Origin of the sequence: Winogradskyella sp. ECml5-4 (genome assembly GCF_036903175.1) — a bacterium.
Lineage (GTDB): Bacteria > Bacteroidota > Bacteroidia > Flavobacteriales > Flavobacteriaceae > Winogradskyella > Winogradskyella damuponensis.
This window is the reverse complement of the sequence record NZ_JAYJLF010000054.1, coordinates 1-1,576: the sequence shown is the minus strand read 5'-3', so window position 1 is coordinate 1,576 and position 1,576 is coordinate 1. Positions and strand designations below refer to the sequence as shown.

Annotated in this window: 1 protein-coding gene; it reads right to left on the bottom strand. The window is 30.8% G+C overall.

Annotated elements, in window-relative coordinates; all coding sequences use genetic code 11:
* Positions 1-133: 133 nt before the first annotated feature.
* Positions 134-1,357, bottom strand: coding sequence for an alpha/beta hydrolase-fold protein (locus tag VDP25_RS17560; RefSeq protein WP_334471933.1), 1,224 nt, complete (start codon positions 1,355-1,357; stop codon positions 134-136).
* Positions 1,358-1,576 lie beyond the last annotated feature (219 nt).

Sequence of the window (1,576 nt, the reverse complement as noted above, 5' to 3'; positions counted from 1 at the left end):
AACTACTAAAACAGGCCTTTGCACTAGCTAAATCAGGATTAATATATGATGGAAATTATAAAAGTACTTTAGTGAAAAATTAATACATTTTTACTTGTTTTTTACCACAGTACTTTGTTAGAGGCAGTTTTTATTACTGTCCTAATTCCTTTAGTTTAGTTTGAGCTTCTTGATTTGCATCTATTCCCACTGCTTTTTTATAGTATTTGATTGCTTCTGATTTATTTTTTTGAGATAAAAAGTAATTCCCCAATGCAACATAACTTTTTGATTCATTAGGATAGAAATCAGCATTCAGTTCTAAATATGCTAAAGCTTTTTTAGGAAGATTATGTCCATCCAACATAAAGAACCCAACTTGATTTAGAAATTCCCAATCAGGTTTTACTTCACGTTTCATTCGAATGCTTAATTCTTTATAGTGGGTTTTAAACGGTTCTGTTAATTCTTTGGCGGAATATTCTTTTGGTGTGTTAAAACGCCACATTTCTGGGAATGGAAACCAAGAGAAAATCGACCGCAATCCATTATACTGGGCTGGAACAACAATGCTTCCGTGGTCTTCATTCTCAAAGTATTCCCATTTAAAATTAATATCTTTATTATTTTTCACTAATAGGTCGTGAAACTTTAAATTGGCTCTAATCTGTTCAGTAGGAACTGTTTTGTCTTTTCTAACTTTAACCGTGTCCATTGCTTTGCCAATACTATTAGCCACAGCTATATATAATGACTTTTCTTTTCGATTTCCTTTATTTAGTAGTTCTTGAGTTTCTTTAACCAAATTTTCTTTGTCCCACCAAAGGCTTGGGTCAATTGCCAAATAATTATCAAAAGAATTTTCGTGATGTAAGTATGAATAAAGTACAAAAAGACCTCCTGTAGAATGACCAATAATGGTATTGTTGTTTTCGGTTGGGTATTTATTGTTGATATACGGTTTTAACTCTTGATTTATGAATTTTAAAAAATTACTGGCACCTCCAGAAGTTTCCGATTCGTGTCCGCGTTGAAAAGGAACATTAGTATTCGTAAAATCTCTTGTTCTATCCGTATTGGTAATGCCAACTATTATAGATTGAGGAATTTTGAAAGGCGTTAGTTGCTTTTGCATTCCAGTAATAACATAAAATTGTTGAGATGCGTCCAATACATAAATAACTGGATATTTTTTAGTGCTATTAAAGTCCTCAGGTGTATGTATCCAAATTTCTCTTTGCTCTTTTAGTATTTTGGAATATAAGCTATCAACTTTCCCAACTACTATTTGCTTTTCGCTATTTTGATTAAATTGTGCTATTCCTTTGAAACATAGGAACAAGGTAATTATGGTTATTACAATTTTAGACTTTCTCATTTGTTTGGTAAGGTTTTAGTTTGTAATTATTTCTTTTGGATAATTGACAACATCAAAAATAATTCCAGACTTGTCCTTTTTACCTATCGTGTTTTTTTAAATGTCTAGTCCTGAAATATGGCTACAGGTTAAAATTGATTTTACGCTGATAATTTATATACCATATTAGGTGTTTTATAGTCTAAAGATAAATGTAATCTTATTTCGTTGTATAAATTA